Genomic DNA, 8,903 nt, shown 5'->3' on the forward strand with positions numbered 1-8,903 from the left:
TTACGGCACCACCGGTACAAAGTGTTCCTGCACCTGTTGCATTATTGGTAAGAACCGGATCACAACCACCCGTTACAGAAGCGGTAGCCAGCCATGCCTGGAAGGCTGCATCAAGCGCTGCCTGGTCTGCATAGTCACATGCATTTACTGTAGTTGCAACCGGAGTTGTTATCACTACAGGTGTTGCCGGTGTTACGGTGAAGGTTGCTGTTGCTGTCGGCGCTTCGCAAAGATCAGTGGCTGTAAAGGTCACTGTTACTGCACCACCGGTACAAAGTGTTCCTGCACCTGTTGCATTATTGGTAAGAACCGGATCACAACCACCCGTTACAGAAGCGGTAGCCAGCCATGCCTGGAAGGCTGCATCAAGCGCTGCCTGGTCTGCATAGTCACATGCATTTACTGTAGTTGCAACCGGAGTTGTTATCACTACAGGTGTTGGCGGTGTTACGGTGAAGGTTGCTGTTGCTGTCGGCGCTTCGCAAAGATCAGTAGCAGTGAAGGTCACTGTTACGGCACCACCGGTACAAAGTGTTCCTGCACCTGTTGCATTATTGGTAAGAACCGGATCACAACCACCCGTTACAGAAGCGGTAGCCAGCCATGCCTGGAAGGCTGCATCAAGCGCTGCCTGGTCTGCATAGTCACATGCATTTACTGTAGTTGCAACCGGAGTGGTTATCACTACAGGTGTTGGCGGTGTTACGGTGAAGGTTGCTGTTGCTGTTACATCCGGTTCGCAAGGACTTGTTGCTGTCCATATCACAGTTACTGTTCCGCCACATGCTAACGGAGCACCTGTACTATTATTGGTAACATTTAAAGTACATCCGCCGCTACTTGTTACGCTGGCTAACCAGGTTGCATAGGCTGCATCGATCTCTGCTTGTGTCTGGCAACTAGTTGCTATAAAGTTAGCCGGTGCAGTTAATACCACTGGTGGCTGCGTTATATCAAATGTCTCCTCACATGTACTTGTACATCCATTTTCATCAGTAATAATAAGGGTCAGCGTATAACTTCCACAGGTATTGCCAGCAAGCACTGAAACGGTTTGCTCATTTGCTGGACCGGAAATAGTTCCATTTCCACTAATTGACCAATCATATATAGCCATTCCCGTTGGTGCACTATATTCATTCGTTGAGCCAGGACAAACATTATCAGGACCGGTAATAGAACATATCGGCAGCGGGTTCACGACAACAAGAATTGAAACAGGTTCTCCTACACAACCATCTGCATTGGTTTCAATTACCGTCATGGTATAGGTACCGGGAGTTGTCCAGGTTACCGAAATCAAATTTGGAGTGGCTCCCGGAGTCATGGTATAACCAGTAGCGGGAGTAATGGTCCACTCATAAGTAGAACCCGGATTTAACGGTACACCATATTCCTTCGTTTCATTTACACATACCGTATCATTACCAGTATACTGGTATGGCCCCGTCTGTGCCATTGCATTGGTGGCGCATACTGCAAGCAGCAGCATAAGCCCCCATTTTATAAGCAGTTTAGCTGGTTTCATGTTCGGTAGTTTTTTGTTATCAGTTAGTTTGGGTGGAGTGGTGGTTTCTACATTCATCTTGTTCAAAACAAGATTATCCGGTTTGTGAAAAATTTCCCCGGATAAGAAATCTCTTCTTCGGATAAAGCAGAGTACCAGCAACCGGAGCCATCGCAACAGGCTCAACCAAAAATGCCCGGCTTGTTTACCGGTATTTTTGGTTTTGTATTGGTTGCTGAATTTTTTCATGATCTCTTTTATATAACTAGTTGTGGGTGATGATTGGTGCTGGTTTTGGATTAATAGTAACAGTTGTTTGACAAGTGGAACTGTTGCCACATGCATCCGTGACTGTCCATGTTATTGTTGAGCTTCCAACATTAAATGCTCCACTTGCATCATTTCCTTCTCCTTCCCTGGTAGTTGCTCCTGTGATCTCGTAAGTAATAGTCAATGTACCGGTGCAGTTGTCAGTTGCAGTAAGTGGTGGAATGGTATAAGTGCTGTCGGTAGTTACACAAAAGACTTCTGCGGCAGGACAGTCAACAACCGGAGCTTCCGTATCTCCACCCGTGTACACTACATCTACTGTAATAGGGTTACATCCATCAGTGACGGTATAGGTAAAGGTTCTTGTCCAGTTGCAGGTACCGGTAGTAGTGGTATTTGTCAAAACGGCTGTTACCGTATTACAATTATCAGTGTATAGTGCTGCAATCGTTGCGGGATCGGGGGCCGAGGGCATTTCGGCAGGGTTCGATACGCAGGCATCACCAACAGGGCCACCAGGCAACGTGCCGGTCAATACAGGGGGTGTATTATCAATCACCGTAATAGTTTGGGTAAATACTGTGCTGGTATTACCGCATTCATCCGTTACGATCCAGGTATTAGTTATCGTGCTGGTGCAATTAGCTCCTTGCACCGGGCTGCCTGCAGTTTTAACCGGCACCAGCGTATTATCGCATACATCGGTAGCTATAGGTGCCAACGCCTGCGCTGCATCCAGCGCAGCAGCATCCGAACATTGTACAGTTCTGTCCAGCGAACCGGCTGCGGTAGTCCAGGTTGGCGCCTGCGTATCATCAATGGTAATAGTCTGTATGGCCGTTGCCGTATTTCCACAGCCATCGGTGATGGTATAGGTTCTTTCAATAGTGATAGGACAACTGCCGCTTATTACTTCAGCATGGCTGAGTTGTAAACTGCCATTCGCAGTACAGTTATCAGAAATGGTTAAACCGGCTGCCTGCAGAGCGGCAATCGTAGTATACGGAGGAGGCGCTGCTTCCACATCACATCCTTCTACAGGCAGAGTAGGGAGTGTTCCGCTGATCTGTGGCGCTATATTATCATCAATAGTAAAGGTCTGTGGAATCTGGACACTATTGCCACAAAAATCAGTGATGGTATAAGTGCGCAATACCGTAATAGGGCAGGAGCCGTTGGCCGCTCCGGTAACACTGGTTACAATGAGTTGTGCATCCTGGGAGCAGTTATCTGATATGGGTAGCCCTAATAATTCCAGGGCCGCAACAGTGGTAGCCGCGGCTGGGATGGCACTAATATCACAACCTGCTAAATCTCCGTTGAGTGTGCCCGTAAAAACAGGGGGTGTATCATCAACCACGTTGACTATTATACTGCAGGGGGTACTTGGGCAATTATTTGCGGTGGTTACTAAGGATACAGTATAAGTTCCGCAAGCATTATCTACAATTACATTCACACTTGACCCTGTTGAAGAACCGTTGATGGATGCATTGCCGGTTACTGTCCACTGGTACGAATAACCCGCAATCACAGGGGCTGTATATGTTTGACTGGATCCCGGGCATACAGTCGCCGGACCTTCAATACTACACTCAGGAATTGGATGCACGATCAGTTGGACATCCATTGTTCCGCCAGTGCAGCCAGCATAAGTAGTAGCAACCTGGTAAGTATAAGTGCCCGGTGCCGGTGGACAAGCTGTAACACTGGGTTGATCGGTGACATTCAGGTAATACGGGCTTGGTACACCGGAAGGACTGATCAATGTCCAGTCATATTCCAGCGGCAGCGGCGGCGGGGTGATCCCGGCATTATCTATTGCCCAAATACTGCTATCAGTGCCCGAATAATTCCATCTTATTTTCAGATTATCAAGTCCTAAATAATCACTAAGATCAATTTGCGGATTGTCCCAAACTCCATCCGGATCTCCAAGTGTTGCAGGACCTATATATTCCAGCAATGGAACGGACTGATACGTTGCTCCTCCATCAGTAGAAATTTCAACCCTTATGCTGGCGCCTGCTTTAAGATCAAAAGCCTGTTGAAAACTAAATGTAGCGCTACTCATGCCAATCAGGTTGAAAGTATTTGATGACATGGTGGTATTATTATCTCCCGCGGCGATCGCAAACTTATCGTTATCAGGGTTGTCATACTCAACACCAAAAGGGTCGATTGGATTCGTCAGGTTCCAGGGTGTATTCTGTTCATTATCGGCACTGGCTTCAATATTATGGGGTGCGCCGTTGTGTGTGGCACTCCAATCCTCATTCTGATCCAAATTGGCGCTGTTAAATGCCTGTACGCCCACCCATCCTGATGGAAATCCGTCTGCAGTTGCCGTGAGAGTGGAACAGTCTCCCAGGCAAATCTGCGGCGGAGTAGCAATGGCACTGGTAGGTGGCAATAGGGGAATAACACTCACTACGCCAGTACTGGAATAACTGGTACAAGTACCGTCGCTGAGAACTGCCCGGTAAATCCTGGTTTGCGTTAAGTTTGAATATGTTTCCGAAGTGGAAGTATTTGCAATAGAATTCCACGTGGTTCCACCGTTGGTAGAATATTCCCACCTGATTATATTTCCACTATAACCGCTTAATGTAAGTGTGCCACTATTCGAACCGGTACAGACAGTAGTAACCGCTGGTGAAATGGTGCCTCCCGCCGGAGCCGGAAGAACGGTCACCGTTACAGTTGCGGTATTGTTACAGCCATTGACATCGGTGCCTGTCACTGTATAAATAGTTGTAGTGGCAGGGCTGGCAGTCACTGAGCTACCAGTGCTTGATGAGAGGCCAGTCACCGGACTCCAGGTGTAAGTGGTGCCTCCTGTCGCAGTCAATGTCGTACTGCTGCCAGGACAAATTGTTGATGAGCCAGCGGAAGCAATCAGAGGATTGGGAAATACAGATATTGTGTAAGTAACTGAGCGGGTGCATCCATTGGCATTGGTAACAGTATAAGAAATCGTTGAACTGCCACCTGAAACGCCGGTTACTGTACCATTAGCATCTATTGTAGCTGCTGAAGGATTGCTGCTGGACCATGTTCCGCCTGGTGTGGTGCTGGCCAGGGTGATTGTTGCATCCACGCAAACATTTGTCGGACCTGTTATTGGTGAAACAGTTGGCAGAGGATTGACTGTGATGACAACAGTGGATGTTGCGGCAACACAAGGACCAGTTCCATCAGGATCATTTGTTGTTAATGTCAATGTAACATTCCCGCTGGCAATACCCGGGGTGTATGTTGATGTCAGCGAATTAATATCCGAAAATGTACCACTCCCGGCGCTCCAGGTTGCAGATGTAGCCGCACCACTAATTGTTCCGGCCAAATTTATGCTGCCCCCTGCGCAAACAGGTTGCGCACTACCTGCATTTACAATCGCTCTCGGATTTATCGTGATTTCCCTTGTATCACTGACTGCAGTACAAACACCGGCAGGGTCGTTTGTGGTGAGTGTAAGTATTACTGTTCCGGAAAAGTTTGGCGCAGGCGTATAGCTTACATTTTGGGGATTGTTTGTTAGCCCGGTGTTGCTTAAAGTTCCGCCTCCGCTTGTAATTGACCATGCCCCCTGAGAGGCACTTCCGCCGATAGTAGCTCCTGATAATGAAATTGCAGAAGGAGTAGCAGATTCACATACTGTATTTGGCCCACCGGCCTCAACAGTTGGAGCGGTGTTCACTGTAATGACCACAATTGAAGTTGCGGCGGTACATGGCCCACCTCCATCGGGATCATTGGTTGTTAAAGTGAGATTAACATTGCCACTCGCAATGGTTGGCGTATAGGTTGAGGTAAGTGATGCAGGGTCTGAGAATGTTCCACTAGGAGCACTCCAGGTCGAACTGGTCGCACTACCTCCAATTGTTCCGGTTAATGTGACGGAACCACCAGCACACACACTCTGAGCACTTCCGGCATTAGCGGTAGCGCCAGGATTTACTGTTACTACAACTGTATAAGGAGCACCGGGGCATGATCCTGTAGTTGATGTAGGCGTAACAATATATTCTACCGTTCCTGCAGTTGCATTACTTGGGTTGGTCAGTGTTTGATTGATCGAAGAACCGGACCCGGCACTGGCACCTGTGATGCCTCCTGTAACAGTACCAATGGTCCATGTAAATGAGCTTGCAACACTTGCCGTCAGTGTAATAGCTGTTCCCGCACCGCTGCAAATAGTTTTTGTGGCAGCTGTAGTAACAGTTGGAGCAGGCCGTACGGTTACAGTGATAGTAAAAGCAGCCCCGATACAACCATTAGCTGAAGTTGGGGTAACAATATATTGAACAGTTCCGTTTGTTGTGCTGCTTGGATTGGTGAGTATTTGATTGATAGCAGAACCTGAGCCTGCACTGGCGCCTGTTATACCTCCCGTAATTGTTCCGATTGTCCATGCAAAAGTGCTGGGTACACTTGCAGTCAAAGAGATATTGGGTCCTGCTCCACTACAGATAGTTGCTGTATTAGCATTAGTAACAGCAGGTCTTGGATTAACAGTAACAGTGATCGTATAAGCAGTACCGGCACATCCGCCTGGTGAAGAAGTAGGTGTAACATTATACTGTACTGTTCCTGCAGTTGTATTACTTGGATTAGTGAGTGTTTGATTAATGGTTGCACCGCTGCCTGCACTGGCTCCTGTTATACCTCCTGTAATCGTTCCGATTGTCCATGCAAATGTGCTCGGTGCACTTGCAGTCAAAGCGATATTGGGTCCTGTTCCGCTACAGGTAGTTGCTGTATTAAGTGTAGTGACTACTGGTCTCGGATTTACAGTTACTGTAATCGTATAAGGAGCACCGGGGCATGATCCTGTAGTTGATGTAGGCGTAACAATATATTCTACCGTTCCTGCAGTTGCATTACTTGGGTTGGTCAGTGTTTGATTGATCGAAGAACCGGACCCGGCACTGGCACCTGTGATGCCTCCTGTAACAGTACCAATGGTCCATGTAAATGAGCTTGCAACACTTGCCGTCAGTGTAATAGCTGTTCCCGCACCGCTGCAAATAGTTTTTGTGGCAGCTGTAGTAACAGTTGGAGCAGGCCGTACGGTTACAGTGATAGTAAAAGCAGCCCCGATACAACCATTAGCTGAAGTTGGGGTAACAATATATTGAACAGTTCCGTTTGTTGTGCTGCTTGGATTGGTGAGTATTTGATTGATAGCAGAACCTGAGCCTGCACTGGCGCCTGTTATACCTCCCGTAATTGTTCCGATTGTCCATGCAAAAGTGCTGGGTACACTTGCAGTCAAAGAGATATTGGGTCCTGCTCCACTACAGATAGTTGCTGTATTAGCATTAGTAACAGCAGGTCTTGGATTTACCGTAACGGTGATAGTATAAGGAGAACCGGCACATCCACCTGGTGAAGAAGTAGGTGTAACAATATACTGGACTGTACCTGCAGTTGTATTACTTGGATTGGTTAGTGTTTGGTTGATTGTCGTACCACTGCCCGCACTGGCACCCGTAATAGTTCCTGTAATCGTGCCGATGGTCCATGCAAATGTGCTTGGCACACTTGCAGTCAAAGAGATGTTGGGCCCTGTTCCACTACAGGTAATTGCTGTATTAAGTGTAGTGACTACTGGTCTCGGATTTACAGTTACTGTAATCGTATAAGGAGCGCCGGCGCATGAACCTGTACTTGATGTAGGCGTAACAATATATTCAACAGTTCCTGCAGTTGTATTACTTGGGTTGGTCAGTGTTTGATTAATCGAAGAACCGGAACCGGGACTGGCACCTGTAATGCCTCCTGTAACAGTACCAATGGTCCATGTAAATGTGCTTGCAACACTTGCCGTTAAAGTAATAGCTGTTCCTGCACCACTGCAAATAGTTTTTGTAGAAGCTGTAGTAACAACTGGAGCGGGCCGTACGGTTACAGTGATAGTAAAAGCAGCTCCGATACAGCCGTTAGATGAAGATGGGGTGACAATGTATTGAACAGTTCCGTTTGTTGTGCTGCTTGGATTGGTGAGAACTTGATTGATAGTAGAACCCGATCCGGGACTGGCTCCTGTTACACTTCCTGTAATCGTTCCGATTGTCCATGTAAAAGTGCTGGGTACACTTGCAGTCAAAGAGATGTTGGGTCCTGTTCCACTACAGATGGTTGCTGTATTGGCATTAGTAACAGCAGGTGCTGGATTTACCGTAACAGTAATAGCTGCTCTTGGGCCTTCACAATTAAGAGAAGTAACCTGGCTTACATAATAAGTTGTTGAACCTGCAGCAGCAGTAGAAGGAGTTGGTGCTGTTGCTGAACCTGTGCCACCTGTTGCAACGGTGTACCATAATAAAGTATTACCAGCTGCGGGTGTTGCTGTTAAAGCTGTTGCTGTTGCACCCTGGCAATAAACTACCGGTGATGTAACGGTTGGTGCTGCAGGTGTAGGATTTACTGTTACAGTAATAGAAGCTCTTGGGCCTTCACAATTAAGAGAAGTAACCTGGCTTACATAATAAGTTGTTGAACCTGCAGCAGCAGTAGAAGGAGTTGGTGCTGTTGCTGAACCTGTGCCACCTGTTGCAACGGTGTACCACAATAAAGTATTACCAGCTGCGGGTGTTGCTGTTAAGGCTGTTGCTGTTTCACCCTGGCAATAAACTACCGGTGATGTAACGGTTGGTGCTGCAGGTGTAGGATTTACTGTTACAGTAATAGAAGCTCTTGGGCCTTCACAATTAAGAGAAGTAACCTGGCTTACATAATAAGTTGTTGAACCTGCAGCAGCAGTAGAAGGAGTTGGTGCCGTTGCTGATCCTGTACCACCTGTTGCAACAGTGTACCACAATAACGTATTGCTACCAGATGCTGTTGCTGTTAAAGCTGTTGCTGTTGCACCCTGGCAATACACCACAGGAGTTGTAACGGTTGGTGCTGCAGGTGTAGGATTAACTGTAACAGTAATAGCTGCTCTTGGGCCTTCACAGTTAAGAGAAGTAACCTGGCTTACATAATAAGTTGTTGAACCTGCAGCAGCAGTAGAAGGAGTTGGTGCCGTTGCTGATCCTGTACCACCTGTTGCAACAGTGTACCACAATAACGTATTGCTACCAGATGCTGTTGCTGTTAAAGCTGTTGCTGTTGCACC

General features: G+C 47.3%; 2 protein-coding genes. Both read right to left on the reverse strand.

Translation table 11 applies throughout. The features are described 5' to 3' along the window. Nucleotides 1-1,756: hypothetical protein (locus tag ACFEL9_RS25855; RefSeq protein WP_385896230.1), on the reverse strand; the 1,756-nt coding region annotated here is incomplete at its 3' end. A 16-nt stretch (nt 1,757-1,772) separates the two neighbouring features. After that, nucleotides 1,773-8,903: PKD-like domain-containing protein (locus ACFEL9_RS25860; RefSeq protein WP_385896233.1), on the reverse strand; the 7,131-nt coding region annotated here is incomplete at its 5' end.

Origin of the sequence: Terrimonas alba, from assembly GCF_042434975.1 — a bacterium.
Taxonomy (GTDB): Bacteria; Bacteroidota; Bacteroidia; order Chitinophagales; family Chitinophagaceae; genus Terrimonas_B; species Terrimonas_B alba.